Origin of the sequence: Nocardia sp. CA-129566 (assembly GCF_050956075.1) — a bacterium.
Classification (GTDB): Bacteria; Actinomycetota; Actinomycetes; order Mycobacteriales; family Mycobacteriaceae; genus Nocardia.
Window position 1 is genome coordinate 200,802 of the sequence record NZ_CP192085.1, and the last position, 18,843, is coordinate 219,644.

General features: G+C 66.0%; 15 protein-coding genes and 1 pseudogene. 6 read left to right on the forward strand and 10 right to left on the reverse strand.

The features are described 5' to 3' along the window. Nucleotides 1-412: 412 nt before the first annotated feature. The 5 genes from ACQP0C_RS00950 to ACQP0C_RS00970 all read right to left on the reverse strand — a co-directional run bounded on the left by ACQP0C_RS00950 (nucleotide 413) and on the right by ACQP0C_RS00970 (nucleotide 6,712). Nucleotides 413-925, reverse strand: a complete 513-nt coding sequence (locus tag ACQP0C_RS00950; RefSeq protein WP_433729650.1) for a VOC family protein — start codon at nucleotides 923-925, stop codon at nucleotides 413-415. Nucleotides 926-993: 68 nt separating this feature from the next. Further along, entirely contained in the window at nucleotides 994-2,208 is a 1,215-nt protein-coding gene (locus ACQP0C_RS00955) for an FAD-dependent monooxygenase (RefSeq protein ID WP_433729652.1), read from the reverse strand. Between the two features lie 45 nt (nucleotides 2,209-2,253). Continuing rightward, on the reverse strand, nucleotides 2,254-5,346 hold the full coding sequence (locus ACQP0C_RS00960) for a BTAD domain-containing putative transcriptional regulator (protein WP_433729654.1): 3,093 nt from the start codon (nucleotides 5,344-5,346) through the stop codon (nucleotides 2,254-2,256). A 111-nt stretch (nucleotides 5,347-5,457) separates the two neighbouring features. Further along, on the reverse strand, nucleotides 5,458-5,733 hold the full coding sequence (locus ACQP0C_RS00965) for a hypothetical protein (protein WP_433729656.1): 276 nt from the start codon (nucleotides 5,731-5,733) through the stop codon (nucleotides 5,458-5,460). A gap of 67 nt (nucleotides 5,734-5,800) precedes the next feature. After that, entirely contained in the window at nucleotides 5,801-6,712 is a 912-nt protein-coding gene (locus tag ACQP0C_RS00970; protein ID WP_433729658.1) for an alpha/beta hydrolase, read from the reverse strand. 304 nt (nucleotides 6,713-7,016) lie between these two features. On the opposite strand from ACQP0C_RS00970, the gene ACQP0C_RS00975 reads away from it, so the two are divergent. Both ACQP0C_RS00975 and ACQP0C_RS00980 read left to right on the forward strand, forming a co-directional pair. Beyond that, the gene (locus ACQP0C_RS00975; protein ID WP_433729660.1) at nucleotides 7,017-7,196 is read left to right on the forward strand and encodes a hypothetical protein; all 180 of its coding nucleotides are present in this window, start codon (nucleotides 7,017-7,019) and stop codon (nucleotides 7,194-7,196) included. A gap of 107 nt (nucleotides 7,197-7,303) precedes the next feature. After that, entirely contained in the window at nucleotides 7,304-8,371 is a 1,068-nt protein-coding gene (locus ACQP0C_RS00980) for a serine hydrolase domain-containing protein (protein ID WP_433729662.1), read from the forward strand. Nucleotides 8,372-9,390: 1,019 nt separating this feature from the next. Here the strand turns inward: ACQP0C_RS00980 and ACQP0C_RS00985 are convergent. Together ACQP0C_RS00985 and ACQP0C_RS00990 are read right to left on the reverse strand one after the other, a co-directional pair. Beyond that, complete coding sequence (locus ACQP0C_RS00985) at nucleotides 9,391-9,516, reverse strand: hypothetical protein (protein ID WP_433734840.1); 126 nt, start codon at nucleotides 9,514-9,516, stop codon at nucleotides 9,391-9,393. Between the two features lie 50 nt (nucleotides 9,517-9,566). Next, nucleotides 9,567-9,872 (reverse strand): annotated as a pseudogene (locus tag ACQP0C_RS00990) (hypothetical protein); the annotation flags it as partial. A gap of 34 nt (nucleotides 9,873-9,906) precedes the next feature. On the opposite strand from ACQP0C_RS00990, the gene ACQP0C_RS00995 reads away from it, so the two are divergent. After that, nucleotides 9,907-10,503, forward strand: a complete 597-nt coding sequence (locus tag ACQP0C_RS00995; protein ID WP_433729664.1) for a hypothetical protein — start codon at nucleotides 9,907-9,909, stop codon at nucleotides 10,501-10,503. A gap of 491 nt (nucleotides 10,504-10,994) precedes the next feature. Here ACQP0C_RS00995 and ACQP0C_RS01000 read toward each other — a convergent pair whose 3' ends face one another. Continuing rightward, complete coding sequence (locus tag ACQP0C_RS01000) at nucleotides 10,995-12,245, reverse strand: FAD-dependent monooxygenase (protein WP_433729666.1); 1,251 nt, start codon at nucleotides 12,243-12,245, stop codon at nucleotides 10,995-10,997. Nucleotides 12,246-12,350: 105 nt separating this feature from the next. Then, nucleotides 12,351-12,722, reverse strand: coding sequence for a hypothetical protein (locus ACQP0C_RS01005; RefSeq protein ID WP_433729668.1), 372 nt, complete (start codon nucleotides 12,720-12,722; stop codon nucleotides 12,351-12,353). 1,070 nt (nucleotides 12,723-13,792) lie between these two features. Between ACQP0C_RS01005 and ACQP0C_RS01010 the strand changes: the two genes are divergently transcribed. Next, complete coding sequence (locus tag ACQP0C_RS01010; RefSeq protein WP_433729670.1) at nucleotides 13,793-15,466, forward strand: serine/threonine-protein kinase; 1,674 nt, start codon at nucleotides 13,793-13,795, stop codon at nucleotides 15,464-15,466. A 582-nt stretch (nucleotides 15,467-16,048) separates the two neighbouring features. Beyond that, complete coding sequence (locus tag ACQP0C_RS01015) at nucleotides 16,049-16,936, forward strand: hypothetical protein (RefSeq protein WP_433729672.1); 888 nt, start codon at nucleotides 16,049-16,051, stop codon at nucleotides 16,934-16,936. Here the strand turns inward: ACQP0C_RS01015 and ACQP0C_RS01020 are convergent. Continuing rightward, entirely contained in the window at nucleotides 16,878-17,858 is a 981-nt protein-coding gene (locus ACQP0C_RS01020; protein WP_433729674.1) for a MerR family transcriptional regulator, read from the reverse strand. The two genes, ACQP0C_RS01015 and ACQP0C_RS01020, sit on opposite strands and share 59 nt — an antisense overlap. Nucleotides 17,859-17,928: 70 nt before the next feature. On the opposite strand from ACQP0C_RS01020, the gene ACQP0C_RS01025 reads away from it, so the two are divergent. After that, entirely contained in the window at nucleotides 17,929-18,585 is a 657-nt protein-coding gene (locus tag ACQP0C_RS01025) for a maleylpyruvate isomerase family mycothiol-dependent enzyme (RefSeq protein WP_433729676.1), read from the forward strand. The last annotated feature ends 258 nt before the right edge of the window (nucleotides 18,586-18,843 follow it).

The window sequence follows — 18,843 nt, forward strand, 5'->3', positions numbered from 1 at the left end:
AGAGTGCGGTTGCGGTGGTTTTGAGGTCTTCGGGTTGTGCGTCGCTGTAGATGGATAGTGCGTGGCGGTGCCAGGCTGCGGCGATGTGGGTGGGGATACCGTGGGTGACACCAGCGGGTGGCGCGGCGATTTCGCCGCCGATAACTCGGCCCGGGCGGCACCGGCCGCAACGGCATCGCCCAGGAACAGGTCTCCGGCGCCGACACCCCGGCCACATACGTGTTCGACATGCCGCCATGGAGCGCCGTGCGTACTTCGATGTTGGTGAGCCGGATCCGAGACGATCCGGCTCACCTGAACACACGTACGACCGTATATAAATCCAGATACGGCTTCAGACTGCCGATGTTGTGTGCGAATCGAGCACGGCGCCACCAGCATCGGCGGCAGGGTTCGCCGTCGACGCAGGCTGTTATCCGTGCGACCACGGGTTCCGGTATCCCGACGGAATCATGCTGTCGAACATTGCGCGTGCGTCCGCAGGCAGCCGCAGCAACTCGATGTACGAGCCGAGCGGGCCTCCGTCGAGATAAACGAATTCCATGCCGAGCTCGGCCATGGTGCAATGTTGCGCGATCTCGGTGCCGCATGCCCGCGCCGCTGCCAGTGCGGCATCGAAATCATCTGGTACCCAGGCGATATGGTGCAGTCCAGGGCCGGACCGCGCGAGCGTTTCGGTATATAGGTTCGTACCCGAGACCGGCGCGATCAATTCCAGTTGCTGTCCGCCGGCATAGCCGAGCGAGGTGTCGATCGTGTAGTCGGCGGGCGCACCGCGATAACTGCACGACTCCGGGCCGAAATGCATGCGGGGCATGCGGACCCACCTGTCGACGCCATAGCTGTCGGTAAATTCCTGTTCGGCCGCGTCGAGGTCGTGAACAACCCACGCCACCTGGAAAATCGGGCCGGAAGCGATACTCATTTCGGTACTCCTCACACATCAGTTGAGATGCAGTCCCGCAGTCGGGAACAGCGCAGGTGACGACGGGTTCAGTAATCCGCGAGCTGGATGGCATTGGCCGCGCGCTCGAGCGGCTTGATGATCGGACGCAGGGCCAGGCCCTTCCACGGCATGTGCCGCAGCATGCGCAACATGGTGGTCTGGGTCCGGATCGCACGCCGGTCGGCCGCCACCATCTGGGTGGCATTGTTCCAGCCCAGTGTCAGGTTCTCGGTGACGTAGTCCTGCATGGCGCGCTGGTAGCGATCGAACGCGACGCGGTGATCACCGGCGGCCGCTTTCAGTTCGCCGGCAAGGACATACGCGCCGACCAGCGCCATGCTCGTGCCCTGCCCGGACAGCGGTGACGGGCAGTAGGCGGCGTCGCCGACGACCGCGACGCGGCCGTCGGACCAGCGGTCGAGATGGATCTGGCTGACCGAATCGAAGTAGAAGTCCGGGGATTCCGGTATGGCGCGGACCAGATTCGGTGTCTCCCAACCGGCATCGGCGTACGCGTCGGTCACCAGCTGTTGCTGGGCGGCGCGGTCGCGCCTGTCCGGCAGTTGTTCCGGCGCCTGGAAGATGAACTGGGCCTTGGCCGTGGTCCGCTGGGTGCTGTACACCTGCACCACGCGCCCGGGTGTGGGATGCACCAGTTCCCAGTGGTCGAGGTTCAGGTAGTTGGGCACCGAGATCACACAGGCGGCCATGCCGGTGTGCCGGGCGAACTGCTCGGTCGGCCCGAATGTCAGCCTGCGCACCGCCGAGTGCATGCCGTCGGCCCCGATCACCAGGTCGAATACGCGTGGCGCGGAGTTGCGGAACCGCACCGTCACACCATCGGCCTGCTGCACCAGGCCGGTGATCGAGTCGCCGAACAGGTACTCGACCTCGCCCTTGGTGGCGTCGAACAGGATGTGGGCGAGATCGCCGCGCAAGACCTCGTCATCGCCGGGTGAGCGCAGGCCGATGAGTTCGGGGCCGAGCGTTGCCAGTGCCTTGCCCGCATCGTCTACCCAGGCCCCGCCCCGCATCGCCGTAGACGCTTCGCGGACTTGCGGCATCAGACCCATCCGGTCGACGACTTCCATTGCCACACCACGGATGTCGACCTTGTAGCCGCCCTCGCGCAGAGTGGGCGCCTGTTCGACGACGGTGACGGTGAACCCGTAGCGGGCCAGCCAGTAGGCCAGCGTCGGCCCGGCGACGCTGGCGCCGGAGATGAGGACGGTCTTGCTGGTGAACTGCTGTCTCGTTGTCATGCACACAGCGTCGGGGACGGCAATCACCGTGCCCTCACCATCGGCTCACCACCGCTCACCGAGCAACTCGGTGACCTCCTCGGCTGAGCATCGGGCGCCACGCTCGAGGGCGGCACGGAACTCCGTTTCACCGAGTTCGGCTCGGCATCTTGCGGCGGTGTCGGCCGCCGCACCGTCACACACCCCGGGCATGCCGCGCAGCGAGTCGGCAGCACCGAGCAACAGTGCGCCCCGCGCCGTCGCACCGAGTGCCACCGCGATCCCCGCCATGCCCTCCACCGCTGCCGCGGCCACCGGCCGAGATCGGTCGCGCGCCAGTTCGAACGCCTCGCGGTGCGCCGCCAGTGCACGCTCGATATTCGCCTCGGCGAGCCAGATCCAGCCCGATCCGATGAGGCTGTGGCCCCGGGCCTCGGCCGCGCCGAACGTGTCGTTGCCGGGCACCGCGATGGCGGTGTCGTAGTACTCCCGGGCGACGGACAGGTCGCCCGTTACCCGTGCCAGATCGCCGAGCCCGCGTAGTGCGTTCGCGTACATGTCCGTTGCGCCTGTCGCACGGGCCAGTTGCGCGGCGCGGTGGTAGGCGGCACCCGCATCATCACGACACGCGGCGGACCCGCGGGCGAGAATGTCACCGCGCCGGTTGAGCAGGTCAGCGGCGTCGTCGCCGGCGCCCAGCTCGGTCTGCAGGATGATGGCCTCGTCGATGAGGTCCAGGGCGGCCTTCCGTTCACCACGCCAGTCGGCGACTGCGGCGAGTTTGTCGAGCGTGGTTGCGATTGCCCACCGGTCGCCAGTAGCGCGGAAATCCGCAAGGGCACTGTGCAATTCGGGCTCGGCAAGCAGCGGCTCACCGGACATGAGATGTCGCAGTCCGGTACCGAGCCTCAGGAATGACTGCGACCAGCGATCAGGACCGAAAAGCACACGCTGCCGTTCCGGCGGCAGGTCGAGCAGCCCGCCGACAGTTGCCAGCAGGAACACCAGATGTGGTCGCCGCAAAGGTCTTTCGATGCCGGAAAGGGCCGAGGTGGCCTGAGTGACCGGCACCGGCGGCCCGGTTCTGGCACGCGCGGCGACCGCCACGCAGAAGGCGTATTCCTCGACGTCCGCCGCCGGGTCGAGTGCGAGCAGCAGTTTGCCGGCCAGTTCGGCGGCCTCGCCCGAGTAACCGCGCAGCCACCAGTGCCACGCATGGGCGGCGATAAGACGCTGTGCCAGTGCGGGATCCATGCTCACCGCCCAGCGCAGCGCCGCCTGCACGTTGTCGTGCTCGGCCGTCAGCCGCGCCAGCCAGTCGAGCTGCTCGGGACCGCGCAGCAGCGGATCAGCCCGCTCGGCCAGCTCGGTCGAGAAACCGGCGAGGGCACGTTGCAACCGTTCACGCTCGCCGGCCTCGGTCAACCGTGCGAAGCCGTAGGCTCGGATGGTCTCCAGCATCCGGTACCGGCCGTTGTGCACTTCCACCAGCGATTTGTCGGCCAGGCTGTCCAACAGTTCGTCGGCGTCGTCGAGCTCGCAAACGGATGCGACCATGGCGGCGGTGGCCCCGCCCGCGAAGACAGCGAAGCGTCGCGCCAGGAGGCGTTCGGACGGTTCCAGCAGTTCCCAGCTCCATTCGACCACCGCCTGCAGGGTCCGGTGTCGTGGTTCGGCGGTGCGATCCCCGCGCGCCAACAGCCGGAACCGATCGGCGAGTCGCGCGTCGATCTCGCCGACGTCGAGAGTGCGCAGCCGGGCGGCGGCGAGTTCCAGTGCCAACGGCAGCCCATCCAGCCGCTCGCAAATGCGCCGCACGGCCGCGATCGTGCCCGCGTCGACGGCGAATCCAGGCCGCGCGGCAACGGCGCGATCGGCGAACAGGCGGACCGCGGTGCAGCCGAGTTGGTCGGCCAGTGCCGCCTCGGCGGCCGCGACCGGTAGCTGCCCGACCGCGAGCACGGTTTCGCCGGTGATACGCAAGGCTTCCCGGCTCGTCGCCAGCACCCGCAAGCCCGGACAGTCACGCAACAGCCGGTGCACCAGCCGGGCTGCATCGAGCACCAGATGCTCGCAGTTGTCGAGAATGATCAACTGCGAGCGGTCGGCGAGCATGGCACGCACCCGGGCTTCGGCATCCTCGTGGTCGCCGGTCGCGCGGCCACCGAGCGTCACCGCAATCTCCGGCGCCACCTGTGCGCCGTCCACCAACGGCGACAAATCCACGAAACAAACCTCGCCCCGAACCCGAGCGCCGGCTTCCATCGCCAACCGGGTCTTACCGGTACCGCCCGGACCGGTGAGCGTCACCAGGCGAGCCCGGGCAAGCAACGACGCGACCTGCGCCAGCTCGTCGTCTCGGCCGACGAAACTGGTGAGCTGGGCGGGTAGGCGGCGCACCGCGGCAGCGACGACGGTGTCCGCCCGTAGGATCGTCAAGTGCGCCTGCGTCAGCTCGGCGGAGGGGTCGGCGCCCAGTTCGTCGGCGAGCAGTTGCCGCCCCTGCTCGAACAGCTTCAGCGCCTCCGCCTGCTGCCCGCCGGCGTAGAGCCCGCGCATCAGCAGCGCCCTGGCCCGCTCCCGAAGCGGATGTACGGCAACGAGTTCCGGCAGCGTAGCGACCACCGCCCGGTGATCACCCAGCGCCAGCGCGGCCTCCGCGCGATCCTCTTGGGCCGCCAGCCACGTCTCGGTGAGGCGGGCGACCATAGCGGCGGCGAACGGCGCGTCGCGCACGTCAGCCAGCGCCGCGCCGCGCCACACCCCGGCGGCCTGGTCCAGCAGTGCGACAGCGGCAAGGGAATCCTTGTGGCGCAACGCGGTTCGCCCCTCCTCGGCGAGCCGAAGGAACCGATGCATATCCGCCGTCTCCGGATCGACCGCGAGCCGGTAGCCCGCCGCCGAGGACTCCACGAGACCATCGGCACCCGCGGCGCGCAGCGCACGCCGCAACCGCGACACCTGGGACTGCAGCGCATGCCCGGCATCGCCCGGCGGCTCCTGCCCATAGAGGTCGCCGATCAACCGATCCCGAGACACCACCCGCCCGGCCTCCGACACCAGAACCGCCAGCAGCGACCGTACTTGCGGCCCGCCCACCGCGACCGGAGTCCCATCGGTTCTCCGTACCTCCACCTGCCCCAGGATCCCGAACTGCACGGCCGCCAGTATGCATCGACCGACCGGCCGCTGCACCCGGCGAGTGGGCCACTGCCGCAAGCGATCACACCTTCGCCCTCACACACAACGAGCAGGGGCAATGGTTCCCGCTCAGCCTTGACGGCTGTCGAGGGGACCGGCGTTGAAGCGATGCCGGAAGGCTGTGCTGAAGGCGCTGGCCGAGCCGAAGCCGAGCCCCAGGGGGAGTTTCGGATCAACCGGTGGTGGCTTTCCTCGAGGTGCCGGGGGTGCGGTGTATCGCGTGCCGGTCCAGGTCGTGATTGTCGCGGTGATGGCGCAGGTCAGGGTGATCCGATTGTGGGCGGTGGTGAAGGTGGCGGCGGTGGCTTCGGCGATGACGGCCCCGATGCCGAACCCCGCAACCACCCCCGGACATCGGAGCGCTCTGGCGGCTGACTGCATGCTTGTGCCGAGCCTGAGCGCGGTGCGGTGTCTATGCCGACGGCGACTCGTGTGAGTTGCGGCTGGCAGTGACCGACTCGCGTGTGCCGAAGTGGCTGTGGAGGAAGTCGATCTGGTCGGCGATGATGGCTTCGTGTTCGGGGCCGTCGTAGATGTCGAAATGGTCGACGCCGGGATAGGTTCGCAATATCGCGTGCGGCGCGCGCCGGGCGGCCCGGATGGCGGGCCCGGGTGCGGCGACCTGGTCCTGCTCGCCGACGCAGACCAGCCATGGACAGTGCAGCCTCCGCGCGGCGCGGCTGGGCCGGAACGGTCGACCGAGCAGCCAGCGGGCACTGACACGATTGCGCCACTGGGAGTCTTCGCCGATGGCGACGACATGTCGCCAGCCGCGCTCACTGTCGGGCGCGTTGATGAATGCCGCCTCGTGTGGCTGTCCGACGGCAGGGAGGAAACCTCCGCGCGCGGCGGTCAGTAGCATCCGGAGCAATACCCTGATCGATCCGCGATGGGCTTGGGAGAGTATGTCGAGAAAGGGCACCTGGCTGATCGCGGCCGCGATCCGGGCGTCCTCGGCGGCTGCGGCCAGTGCGTTTCCCCCGCCCATCGAGGAGCCGAAGGTGACGACTTTGTCGGCGTCGACTTCGGGTCGAGTGCGTGCGTAGGCGATCGCGGCCCGCCAGTCCTCGAGCTGGCGGGCCGGAATGAACAGATCCGGTTCGCCTGTGCTGTCGCCGAACCCGCGATGGTCGAACACCAGCGCGGCGAATCCAGCGGCGGCGAATCGTTCGGCGAACGCGCCGAGCCGGTCGCGTCGGGTTCCGGTGAGGCCGTGGGCCATCACGATCACAGGTCGGGGCGTTGTCAGGCCGCTGGCCGGGTACCACCAGGCGGCGCACCGGTCCGTGCCCGATACGAAGGTCAAGTCCTCGCGTGTGGTCATGACGTCAATGCTGCGCTCGGCGATCCATCGGCGCTGGCAGGAAACAGTCGTGGTTTTAGTGTTCCGTGGCATCGGGGCCGAGAATCCGCAAAGTAGGTCCGAACACTGCGGCAACGTGAACCATCCGCACAACCCTTCGGGCCGCAGGTCAGCGACTTGCCGTCCGCAACGTTCGATCGGAACGGACAATATTTTTCTGTCCGGAGATAGTTGAGGTGTCCGGGGGTAGTTTGCGGGGGTAGTTGGGGAGTTCGGACATAGGTTGCGGTTCTGAGGACATCGGGCGCTGTTGTGGGCAGACTGCGTGGCCGTGCTGAGCCTGAGTGTGGTCACCAGCGGCGCACCGTCGCCGCCGGTCGTGGAGTTCGGGATCGCTTGTGTCGATGTTGAATCCGGTGAGCAGCGGTTCGCGGTGGCTGATGCGTGTTCTGTGCTGTTCGAGGATTGCTTGCCGGTGTGGGGGTTTCCCGCCTACAAGGGGTAGCGCAATCATGTGGGTCGTTGGTGGACGGCCACGACCGCAGGCATGTTTCGTGAGCAGTGCATGAAAATCGTTGGTGCCACAGGGTGCACGCGATCTAGGGTGCGCCTGTGACTACCGATGTACGGGGTTCCTACGACGCGCGGTTCGTCGGTGTCGCCGAGGCGCTCGCAGCATCGCTGGACACCGACGATGTCGGCGCGTCGGCGGCGGTGTACGTGGACGGCGAACCCGTGGTCGACATCTGGGGCGGATATGTCGACGCGGAACGCACTGTGATGTGGGAGGCGGACACCATCGTCAACGTCTGGTCGACGACCAAGACAATGGTGGCTTTGTGCGCGCTCATACTGGCCGACCGTGGCGAACTCGATCTGAATGCGCCGGTCGCCAGGTACTGGCCGGAGTTCGCGGCGGCGGGCAAACACGGTGTGCTGGTACGGCACCTGCTCGGTCACACCGCGGGCCTACCGGTATGGGACGACCCCGTCGTGGCCGCCGACCTGTACTCCTGGCCGAACGTCACCGCGCTTCTGGCCGGACAGTCTCCCCAGTGGGAACCGGGCACCGAAGGGGGTTATCACTCGATCACCTTCGGCTTCCTCGTCGGCGAGGTTATCGCGCGGGTGACCGGACGCAGCGTGGGCACATTCTTCGCCGAGGAAGTGGCCGCGCCAGTGGGCGCGGACTTTCACATAGGACTCGCCCCCGAACACGACCACCGCGTCGCCACGCTCATCCCCGCGCCCGAGGGCGACCGTCCCGAGGGGTTCTCGGTCGGAGTGTCCGACGCCAACACTGCGGCGTGGCGGCGCGCGGAGATCCCGGCCATCAACGGTCACGGCAACGCACGCTCGGTCGCCGCGGTCCAGTCGGTACTCGCTTGCGGTGGCAGCGTCGGCGGCGTTCGCCTGCTGTCGCAGCCCGGCTGTGACCGCGTATTCGAAGAACAATTCCAAGGCCGAGACCGTGTGCTGCAACGGCCGATCCGCTGGGGAATGGGCTATCGCCTCGAGGGCCGCACCTGCTCGTGGGGCGGATGGGGCGGCTCCCTGGTTCTGGTCGATTTCGAGCACCGGATGACGGTGTCGTATGTGATGAACCAGGTGCTGTGGACCGACGACAATATGCGAGCGCTGAGCATCTTGATCGCTGCCTACGATGCACTGACTGCCTGACAGCGGCGCTGTTGGCATCGACATTCGCACCAAACCAAGCTGATCAGACGGCAAACGGGACAGCCGCGCAGGGTTTCCTCTGCTCCGGCACGGATCATGCTGGGACAAACCAGCCACGACCGAATGTGGGACAGAGCCGTTGTATCCCAGTGTCACGATCTTGTGGTCGACCGGTTCGCTCCGCCGTTGTTTTCCCGCCTTTGTGGCTGTTGTAAGTTTTGCGGCCGGTCGACGTTCGGGATCGGGCCGACATGGCCTAAGAGGAGCGTGGCATCGCCCCTACTGGGAATTGCCTGCCGGACCGGTCCGTGCCACACCCGCACTCGAAAAGGGCTGACACGCACCAATGATGGTCATCGGGCTCGACGCGCACAAGCGCACCCACACCGCCGTCGCCACCGACGAACTCGGTCGCAAGCTCGCAACAAAAACGGCCGGCACAACCAGCACCGATCACTTGACACTGCTGAAATGGGCACGGGCACAACCCCGATCCGGATCGGCTATGAGCGATCGAGGATTGCCGCAACATGACTCGCAGACTCGAGGGCGACTTGATCGCTGCCGATGAACGGGTCGTGCGTGTTCCGCCGAAGCCTGCCCGATGCGTGGTCGGTTCCGTTCGAGGATTGCTTGCCGGTGAGCGGTTTCCCGCCTACAAGGGTCAGCGCAATTATGGGGGCCGTTGGTCGACGGCCACGACCGGAAACCTCGTCGGGTACGAGTCGTGGTTGGAATGAGATCGGTTGATGCTGCTGGACTTCGATTCCGGTGTGATCGGTGTTGCGGCGCAGCCGTTCTGGGCCAACGCGGCGGAGTGGCAGCGGGCCGAGGCCGTGGGGGTTGGGCTACGCACGATCGAAGGTGAACGTGCCCGCCTGCGGCACAGGGGCTGTGGGGCTGGTGGACGGCGCGTGATGCGGACGTTCGAGATGACCGGGCAGGCCGATCCTCGGCTGGTCGAGGAGATGCTGGATGTACACGTGACGCGACGGCCTCGAAGCCGCTTGGTGCTCAGTTCAGTTCACCGAAGTGTCGAGCGGATAGCGGGTTTCGAGTCGGGAACGGTCTCGGTAGAAGAAGTTCAGGACGAGATCGTCGGCGATCTGGACCAATTCGTCGCGGCCTGCGACACGGACACCCATTCGGGCGGTAGGGCCGGACAATCCGTGGACGCACCGATAAGGTTGCCGGCTACCGCACCGGTGGAATCGGAGTCGCCGGAACGGTTCACCGACAGCAGCAGCGCCACGCACGTCGCCGGTCCGGAACGCGTACAGCGCGCAGTAGACGGCGATGGCGAGACACTCCTCCGCGACCCAGCCCTGCCCGACCTGCTCGACCCGCCCCAGTGTCGGTGGGCCGAGACGTCGGCTACGCCCAGTCGTAGACGGTGGTGCGATTCCAGTTCCCACGTCGGCTGTATCCAAAGGTGGTGCCTGCGGGGAGAATTCGTCTGACAGGCTGGTAACTGCCGCGTAGGGGGAAAGACATGAGTCATCGTTCACGCATCGTGGCTGTCGGGATGGTTTGAGATGACTTCGTTAGTGCAGCAACTCCCCGCCCTGATCGGGGTGCTGCTCGGAGCTGCCGCAACATACTGGTCGACCTCGGCCGCCGAACGAGCACGATGGCGTCGAGCTCAGGCGATCCGATGGGACGAGAAGAGACTCACCGCTTACACCGAGTACGCCCGCGCGGTGAAGAAGGTGATCGGTATCGCGGTTCGGATCGCAGCACACCAGGGGATACACCCCGACATCGACAAACTCCCTCTCGACGAAGGACTGCTCGCTCTCGCCTCGGCAGAGGAAGAACGAACAATGAAATGGGAGTCGGTCCTGATGTTGGGAAGCGAAGAGGCAGTCGACGCCGCTCGCAGATGGCACGAGAGCAGCTTCCGCCTCCAGTTGATAGCGACTGGCAGGGTCTCCGATGTGCCATGGGTGCAAGCAGTCGAGGTGGCAAGTCGAGCACGCCGCAGCTTCTATGAGGTCGTGCGGAAGGACATCGGACTCACTATCCGTGGTTCATCGCAGAGCTACGAATGGCAACTGGCCCGGTTCGTCCAAATCGCGAACCCACCCGATGACGCTCAGCGCCGAACACCGCCACCTACACCGAATCGCTAGCTGGATCAGCCAGCGAGTGTTGAGAACATCCGGACACTGCCAGGGTGAGTGTTGCGGGGTTGCCGAACGGGTACACATTCGGCACGCCCGGGCTTTCCTGGCATCGGGTCCCGGAAGAAGCGGTGGGGACATGTCGAAAAGCCGGGTGCAGAAGAAGTTCCGAGAGATACGCGCCTATTTCCGGATGCTCCGCGGCCAGCTGGCCGGTGATCCCGAGGCTTGGTGACTGTCGGTCATCTGCTGTTGCGCAGCAAATACCTATGGCAGCGGCGCTTGGCCGCAGATACGTTTCGGTCGGCCGCCGAGAAGGGTGACCCGGCCGGGATGGCCTGGTTTGGCGAGGATTCTGGCCGACCGCGGCGACGACACTGCGGCCGAGGACTGGATACGTTGTGCTGCAAACAATTACAGTTTGCCTGTATTTCCATGTCGCGCACGGCGGCAGACCGGTCGAGTAGTCGAATAGTTGCCGCACTGTGCCGGTGCGGGGATCAGGAGATCGACTGATCGGTCGGGATCGGTTCGGGTGGGCGTCGTGGCGAGGGCAGTGCCGCGAGTTCCCCCCGTCGGGCAGCCCGCCACCACCGTTGTCCGGAGTTGATGGCACGCCGGATCTTTCGCACCGTGGGTACCTGTGTGAGCAGGTGTAGCTGATATCGCCAGGGCATTTGTAGCCCGTGGCGAGCCGCCATCGCATAGGAGAACTGCACGGCGCTGCGGTCGAGATACCGGTCGGCGTGTTCGAACCAGATCATGCTGGTACGGGCGGCGGCCTGGATCGGGCGCAGCGCTGCGCGCCGCTGCGCATCGTAGTTCTCCAGTGCGTCGGCGACCTCGGCATGCTCGTACAGGTTCTGTGCGAGCACGACGGCGTCGATGATTGCCAACCGGGTGCCCGAACCGATGGTGAAGTGCGTGGTGTGTGCTGCATCGCCGAGCAGCACCACGTTGTCGTGATACCAGGTCTTGTTGGTTACCTCGGGAAAGCGGCTCCACCTTGCGAACTCGCCTTGTGTCTTGCTGATCAACGAGTGACCATCGAGCAGGCGCGTGAATATGCTCTCCAGAACGCGCAAGTTCTCCAGGTTGTCCAGGGAGCCGAATCCCAGTCCATGCCAAGTCTGCGGTTGGCACTCGACGATGCAGGTGCTGATCTTCTCGGCAACCGACGGGTAGGCGTGAAACCAGATCCAACCGGCCGGGGTGTGTTCGAAGTCGAAGGTAAATCGGGTGAACACCTTGTCCGTACCGAGCCAGATATATCGATTCTCGCCGAGTGTGACGGACGTGCCGAAATGATGATTACCCAGCTGCCGTACCCGGCTGTTCGCGCCGTCGGAGGCGACGATGAGATCGGTGTCGTCGAAGCCGGACAGATCGTGGACCTCTCGCCCGTGCTGGACCTCGACGCCCAGATCGCTTGCCCGCCTGGAAAGTACGTCGAGCAATGCCGCGCGCCCCATGCTGAACCCGTAGCCCCCGAAATGCGCGGTCTGGTTGTCGCGCACATGAATTGCCTGTTCACGCCATAGGACCGACCCGGCACGCACCGCTTGGGCGCTGTCGGGGTCATTCCGATACAGAATGTCGAGCAGATCGTCCCAGTACACGACGCCCCAGCCATAGGTGGACCCTGGGGGATCGCGGTCGATCACCGTGATGTCATGGGCTGGGTCGCGCCGCTTGATCGAAATAGCGAAGTACAACCCGGCCGGCCCGCCACCGATACACACAATCTTCATCTCGTCACCAGCTCCAGCCCGGTTGGTCGAACCTGGCTTCCCATGATCGGTATTCGATGCGACCGAGCCCGGCACGCTGTGCGTGTCCGGGCTCGCTCACCGGCGCTAGAAGCTGCCCCAGCCACCAAAGCCGGGTGGGTTCCACCAATTCCACCAGCCGGGATTCCATCCCCAGCCGCCGCCGCCCCAACCCCAGCCGCCGCCCCAACCCCAACCGCCGCCGTGACCCCAGCCACCGCCGTGACCCCAGCCACCGCCGCCCCAACCGCCGCCGTGACCCCAACCGCCGCCGCCCCACCCGCCGCCGTGACCCCAACCAGGGCTGTCGGCGAGTTGGGTTGCAGACGTGGGTGTCGCTGCCTGCGCGCTAGGCGCTTGCGTCGCGGTTGCGACGACCGGAATCGCGGCAGCTGCGGCTATACCGGCGGCCGCCGCCAACCGGGCGAACTTTGTGTGTGAATTCTTTCTCTCGGTCATGATAGGGCTCCAAATACTGTCCCGACCGGCTCGAATTCTACGCGGTTTCACCGAACTCCAGAAGTCGCCGCTTTGACCAATCTATAATGCCCGCCACATTCCCCACCGTTGCCCGCGTACTCCGTGGCGGAGGGAACCGGTGTCGAAGATCGAAACAGGGTGCGACGAACGAGCGTTGACGCAGCGGACCCAAGGCCGTGACCAACTGGACTCGGCCCAACATGCTGGCCGAAAGCGCACTATCCGCCACAGCAGCAGGGGCTTGCGGCGAACGGGCACCGATGCGAGCGGGCGCGTCGTCCGATCCTTCGACTTCATCCGGCCGGACCCGCGCCAAGTGATTACCTCGACACGGCCGTCGCGCCTGCCCTCGGCCGGAACGGACTGAATCGCGCCAGCAGTCCATTCCGCGGCCGTGGTCGGTCAGCGAACGGCCTCTACTTCCCGCCCGGCTTGCGCCGACGGCGGCAGTCCGGCTCCTCCTCGGTGAACTTCGCTGCACGGTCGACCACCCCGCCGAATTCGTGATTGGTCAGCGGCCTGCCGGTGACACGAGGCCGTGCAGAAGCGAGGGTGTCTGCTCGGGCGAGGTCGGGCCGATCGCCGAAGGGCTGGGATGAACAAGGGTCCAGGTCTCGTCCATCCGATGCCAGTAGTGGCAAGGTGTCGGGCGGAGTTCCCCAACCGGGCCGATTTGATCATGAGATGGCCCATGCCGGACCTGATGACCGAGTCACCAGGAAGGTGGTAGTTCCAGTCTCGAAACGTACTGAAAAGTTATGAAATGTCTTTTGGGGCCCGATCTTTGAGTCGGCTCAGGCTGCTGACCAGGCTTTTTGTGAAGCGCCGCAGGAGAGTTCGAGTCCCGTCATCCGCTCTCTGAATCCTCGGGTCAGTGGCATCGAGCCAGCCTGGAGCGGGATGTATGTCACCCAGCGGTCGCATTTGGTTCCCAGGGCGTGGAGGACGACGCATCCTCACACCATCGGTCGATCAGCTGGCTGGGCGGATGCAAGTGGTGAGTGAGTGGTGGTGTCGCGGGCGTTGATCCCGGGGGATACGGTCAGGGTGTGTCGGTGCTGAGCGCCCGCGGCTCGTTCGGGAATTACCACCTCGAAAGTTTGGTGGGTCGTGGCGGTATGGGTGAGGTGTGGTTGGCGCGCGACCGCACTGGTAGCGCCGTCGCGTTGAAGGTGTTGTCTGCGGCGTATTCCGCCGATCCGGGGTATCGGCGCCGTTTCGAGCGGGAGGCCTGGCTCGGCACCCAGGTGCACAACCCCCACATCGTGCCGATTCATGCATTCGGCGAGGTCGACGGCCATCTTTTTCTGGAGATGGCCTATATCGAGGGCGTGGATCTGGCCACGCGGCTGCGGTCGGGCGCGCTGGTTCCGGGTCGGGCGGTCGAGGTCATTGTTCAGGCTGCCGAGGCGCTGGATGCCGCTCATGCGGCGGGGCTTGTTCATCGGGATGTGAAGCCGGGCAATATTCTCGAGGACGCCAACGGTTTCGTATATCTGATCGACTTCGGTATCGCCCGCGCCGCCGCCGGAACCGCCCTCACGGCCACCGGACTGGTGGTGGGCACCTTGGGCTATATGGCGCCGGAGCGGTTCACCGGCACGGCCGAGGCCCGCTCGGATGTCTATTCGCTGGCCTGTGTGCTGTATGAAACCCTCACCGGGAACCTGCCCTATGGTGACGGCGACCCGGCACAGCAGATGCACGCGCATTTGATGTCCGAACCTCCGCGGGCCTCGCAGGCTGCCCGAGGTGTGCCGCCAGCGCTGGACGCGGTTATCGCCCGCGGTATGGCCAAGGAACCGGGGGACCGCTACACCAGCGCGGGCGAATTCGCCGCGGCGGCACGTGCGGCGTTGGGCTGGCCCGCATCGGCGCACTCGACCTCGCCGGTCGCGGCCCCTGCGACATCGGGTCCGCACCCGCGCACCCGCGTCATGACCGCGATCGACTCGCCCCAGCACTTGGCCGAGACCCGGCCGATGCCGCAAACGCCGGAAACCCGGCCGCAGCCGCGACCGCCTGAGCCCCGGCTGGAGCCACGAACGCCGGAAACCCGGCCGGTGCCACAAAGGCCGGAAACCCGGCCGCAGCCGCAACCGCCCGAGCCCCGGATACACCCGGTCGTGCATCCGGGCCTCCGGCGAAAGCGTCTGATGCGCCGATGGATACCGGTCGCCGCCGGGCTGGCGCTCGTCGCTGCGGCGGCACTGTGGTTGCTGAGCGGTGTGCTCGAGTCCGATTCCGTTCCGGGCACGACGACGCAAGCGTCCTCCGCTGCTGCCTCGACCGGTGCCCCGCCGCCCTCGACGGGTGGGCAGCCTCCGGCTGGTGCGGTGCGCGACGGGAACCTTGCGTTCACCGTGACGGAGGTGGTGTCCAATGTGAGCGCCACCGGCGCCCCGGGCGGTTCCTACACCATCGTGACGCTGACCGTCACCAATGTCTCCCGAGGCGAGCAAGTCTTCCGCATCGCCGATCAGCGCCTGATCACCGCCGCCGGACGCGCCCTCGTCCCCGACGCGGCCGCAACCACCGCATTCAGCCCGTCCCGCGCCGGGGTCGACCAGCTCGCTCCCAACAGCACCCACACGATCCGGCTGGCCTTCGATCTCCCCGGCAAGGACAAGAACAAGAAGAACGATAAGAAGGTTGATGTCCCGAGCCAGCTGGTCCTGCACGGCGCCCCGTCTTCCCCCGGCGTGACCGTGCCGCTCGGCTAGAGCAGTGCGTACCTGCTGAGCCAGCTGGTGCGCAGGCGGCACCCGGATACCTGGTCGATATCGTGCCGCGCCGAGAAGCGACCATCACACTGGGCCTCGAATCGCGGAAGCCCGGGGTCGCGTCGAATCCGCAAGGTAGGAAAACCGGTACAGCGGATGCGGGCACGCTGCACTGCGCACGGCTATGAGTTGATCGACCAGCGGGCGCCCGACCATCCGCGTCGATGAGTGGGCGATGGGGCGGTACGCGCCGAACTTCGACCCGAAGCAATAACGCGGCGGCTCGGTGGTCGTGGTCGGCAATGTGGTGGATACGGCCAGCATGTCCGTGCCCGCCGTGATCGGCCCGCTGCAGCGGATGCGGGCATGCCTGCTCTTCGAGCGGGCGGCCTCGGGCTCGGGGCTGCACCAGCGCAAGGCTACGAGTTGATCGATCGGCTGCGCCAGACCATCCGGTTCGATGAGTGAGTGATGGGGCGGTACGCGCCGAACTTCGACCCGAAGGAACAACCCGGCTATTGCGAGGCCGATAAGTTCCGCATTCCCAGGACCAGTGAGGTGTGGGAGGGGAGTTCCGGGACGATGCTCGACATGTCGAGGATTCGGGCAAAAGGACGGGTGCTGCCGGTGGTGGCCGTCGGTGTTGTGTTGTCGGGGTTGATCGTTGGCTGTGGGACGGACCATGGGCAGCCGCCGCGGCCGGCGAAGATCGTATTCACTGACGACTGGCAGTCGGTTTTCTCGATGAATCCCGATGGCACGGGAGTTGCTCGGATTGCCGATGGTACTGATCCGAGCTTTGCTCCCGATGGTTCGAAGATTGTGGTTGGTGGTCGTTCGATATCAACTATGGATCCGGATGGCAGCAATGTCGTGAAGCTCGCCGACGGCGGGTTCCACCCGACGTTCTCGCCCGACGGTAGCCGGATCGCCTTCACTCGCGGCGGCATCATCTATCTGATGAATACCGATGGTGGCGAGCTGAGGCAGCTCACCGGCGCCCCCAATACGGTTGGCCCCGACCTGACCTCGTCGCAGCACCCCGCATTCTCGCCGGACGGTTCGAAGATCGCGTTCACCAGGGCCGACACCGTCTGGGAGATAGCAGCCGACGGAACCGGCGCACGGAAGCTGCTGGAGGATCCGTATTTCAATTCCGAACCGGTCTTCACCCCGGACGGCGCCGGGATCGTGTTCACCAGTAACCGGGGTGGGAAGAACCGGTCCGAGATCTATGTGATGGACGTCCACGGGGATCACGTCCGACCACTCACCGACGACTCGACGGGGCACCCGTCATTCTCCCCCGACGGCACTAAGATCCTCTTCGCCCGCTTCACTCGGGATCCATCATCCAAGGCCGGAGCCGAGGTCTGGGTGATGGATAGCGACGGCGGCAGCCCGCGCCGTCTCACCGATCCGAAACAGGTTGCGCAGCATCCCAGTTGGGGCAGGGGAACGGATTCGTGACCAAGGGAATATCGTCCGGGTGGACCGATTGTGTGAGCGCGTTGTAAAGCCAGTGCAGGGCGGTGCCAACCGTGATGGTGCCGGTGACTTCGCTGGTCAGGCTCCAGTATCGGTGGATGCGGTGATCGGAATCGGTTGCGCCGGTGAGCAGTTGCCGTCGGAACCGTGGTGTGTCGCGTTCGCCGCGCGCGCTCGCGTGGGCGTCGACGAACTGGTCGAGTTCGGGGCCGGGCCGCGGCCGCTGGTTCGTGCGGAGCAGGTGAGCGGCGGATTCGCAGGCCCGGGCGACTCCGGTGAGCAGTGCCTGCTTGTGGCGGATCCGCGTGCGGTCCGATCGCCAGAGCTGGCGTGACATGACGACGCGCAGCGCGGGATCGGTGATCAGCGTGGCGAGTTCGGCGTAGGCCACTATGTGGTGGGGGTCCGGGTCGGGCACGTTCATTTCGATGAATCCGTCGAATATGTCCGGCGGTAAGGGAGTGAGCATGCGCCGCCAGAACGTCACGACGGAGTCGTGCGTGCGGTGTCGGTCCTGGACCGTGGCGAGCAACTGCACGCGGGTGGCCCGTTCGGCGGGTGGTGCGTGTTCGATGGCGAGCAGCGCGGCCCGTCGCCATGTCAATGCGGCCAGTTCGGTGTCGAGGGTACTTCGTTCGGCGGTGACTGCCTGTGCGAGCGGCACGGTACCGGCGAGGATGTCCACGATCGGACCGAGGCCGAGACCGAGTGCGCGGAGTCGGCGCACCTGCAGGAGTTGATCGATGGCGGTGGTCGGGTCGAACATCCGGTGCCCGCCCGACGTGCGTCGAGATGCCAGAATCGCTTCGTCGCAATAGAAGCGGATGGTGCGGACCGGAATGCCGGTCCGTCGCGACAGTTCCCCGATGCTGATCAAGCTGCCGTTGTGTGTGTTGTCCGTCACGATCGCTGGAACCTCCACCCCGGTGGAGTTCCTACGGTACTGGAACACCCACGGAAGACGGAGCGAGCGCATGGCCGACACCGAAACGATGACGACCGAACAGATTTGGCGGGCAGTCGCCGCCGAGCGGATGAGCCTGATCGAACTGCTGGAGACATTGTCCGAGGACGAATGGGATCATGGCTCGCTCTGTGCGGGCTGGCGAGTTCGTGACGTGGTCGCACACATTGTGTTGTCCACGAATGCCGGCATCGGCTGGATTCTGGTCAATCTGATTCGCGCCCGCGGCAACCTGCACCGAGCGATCCGCGATACCGCAATCCGCCACGCCGACAACACGACAACGGCACAGCTGCTTACTGAGCTACGTGACGGCATCGGACTACGCGTGACGCCGGTCGGTACCACCGCTGCCGACCGACTGATGGACCTGCTCGTACACGGCCAGGACATCGCGACTCCACTGGGCATCACCCGCGAAATGCCTCTCGACGCGGCACGATTGGCTCTCGAACGAGTATGGACAACCGATATGTCCGGGTGCCGTACGAAGTTGGCCGGGTATCGCCTGGTGGCGACCAACGCGGACTGGATCGCGGGTGCCGGGCTCGCTATCGAAGGGCCGGTCGCCGCGCTGTTGCTGCTCGTCGCTGGTCGCCGTGCCGGGCGAGATCTGCTCACCGGCACCGGTGCCGCACGACTGATCGCCGATGAGAGTCCTCGATGAGATCAGCAGTGGTAGCGCTCGACCTGGTGTGGCGACGCCGGTCTGGTCCCGTTTCAGGCGACCGAAGGGTACTGCGCCCTGATCGTCGATCCCCGACCGTTCAACCGTGCTGATGCAGAACACTGCTCGCGTCCATCCCTGCCTGCCGCGAGGATACTGCCGCTGGGGAGGTCACCTTCGCGGCGCACATCGCGAGCGCTGACAGCGGAGCCGAGGGTCGTGTTGCGGCATCTCTGCCAACGACGGGGTGCGCGAAAG